We start from the raw sequence: 1,276 nt of genomic DNA, 5'->3' as shown, positions 1-1,276 counted from the left end.
CCTGGCCGGTCTTGCGCGCCGCCTCGATGAAGATCTGCATGTTGGCGCGTGCCGCACGCTGGCCGACGAACTCGGAGAGCGACAGCGGGCGGATGCTCTGGTCCGGCTCGCCCGGACGCGCCTCCGGCGTCAGCAGGGTCCGGGTCAGGTGTTTCGGTGCCGTCATCGCGGAATCAGGCGGCCAGCGCCCGATCCTCCCCGCCGGTGAAGGGTTGGAGAAGGACGCGTCGGCCCTTCAGGTCGTGCACCGTCACCTGCCATTGCGACCAGTCCGTGCGCGCGTCGAGATCGCGCATCACGCCCTGCGCCACCCGCCGCGCCCGCTCCGCCAGCCGGGCCGGCGCGCGGACATCCGCACCCTCGGCGTCGAACACGCACTCGTATCCGTTGGTGCAGTGGAAGCGGTAGCGGGCCATCGCTCATCCTCTCTCGATCCGTGCCGTCCCGGAACGGTGCTCCGGGATATGTTCATCATATGTTCTCAACGCTGTCCAGGCCGGACCGAGCCGCCCGCGACCGTATGTCCGACGGATCCCGCACCGTCATCCCAATGGTCCGGTTCGGAAGCGTAACGCGTGAGAGCCATCGCGACGGGATTGATCGTCGATAAGGCCCAGCCCCTCCGCCCCGAATGACGGGCCGCGTGATCGCGCCCGAATGCCGAGCATCGATTCACTTCATCGATCATCACACCATAAGACGCGTCTTTCGCGAACGAATAACGTCGATCCAAGGTTGTTCGTCATCACGTAACTTTATCGCTTCTCTACACAGAGACGGAGAAATTCCTCTTATCCCCCTCCGACACGCGGCGCCTCGATTGATCGGCGATCATACGCGGGCGAGCGCGACATCATCGAGACCCGAGCGGCAACGCTGCAATTCGCTCGCGCGTGCCTCGATAAGGCGGCGCATTCCTTCGCGGATACGACTTATAACACACGAAGTCTGATTTCATCTGTCGTTGCATGACATATCGAATTACAACCAATAATACACGTGTTGCAGGATTGCAATCATTCTCGCAAATGCCGGAATGTACGGCATTATGATTTGTTCGACGCGCGCTTACGGACTAAGTTGCTGTCGTCGGCGTCGCGCCGGCTCCAAAATTCGAAGATGCTCGACCAGATAATCAAAACGACCACGCGCTGAGCGGGCGGTCTGGCGTCTTGTGGGTCTCGAAGCTTGTGGAGATATCGATGAAGCTCTTGAAGAGCGCCCTGCTCGGCTCGGCCGCGGCGCTCGCCGCCGTCGCCGGCGCCCAGGCCGCCGA

1 protein-coding gene and 1 pseudogene are annotated in these 1,276 nt (G+C 62.4%); both read right to left on the bottom strand.

Annotated features, from left to right (window positions below):
- Nucleotides 1-166, bottom strand: a pseudogene (locus AX737_RS33035) (Holliday junction branch migration DNA helicase RuvB); the annotation flags it as partial.
- Between the two features lie 7 nt (nucleotides 167-173).
- Nucleotides 174-416 carry a hypothetical protein gene (locus tag AX737_RS07950; RefSeq protein ID WP_066920416.1) on the bottom strand — a complete coding sequence of 81 codons (243 nt, stop codon included), beginning with the start codon at nucleotides 414-416 and terminating at the stop codon, nucleotides 174-176.
- Between the last annotated feature and the right edge of the window lie 860 nt (nucleotides 417-1,276).

The sequence above is a fragment of the Methylobacterium sp. CCH5-D2 genome (assembly GCF_001556475.1).
Lineage (GTDB): Bacteria > Pseudomonadota > Alphaproteobacteria > Rhizobiales > Beijerinckiaceae > Methylobacterium > Methylobacterium hispanicum.
Note: the sequence above shows the minus strand (reverse complement) of the source record. Positions and strands in the feature narration are given on the sequence as shown.

Bases quoted from the DNA above. Each gene is read 5' to 3' on its own strand.
- AX737_RS07950 (WP_066920416.1), bottom strand. From the start codon at position 416: ATGGCCCGCTACCGCTTCCACTGCACCAACGGATACGAGTGCGTGTTC.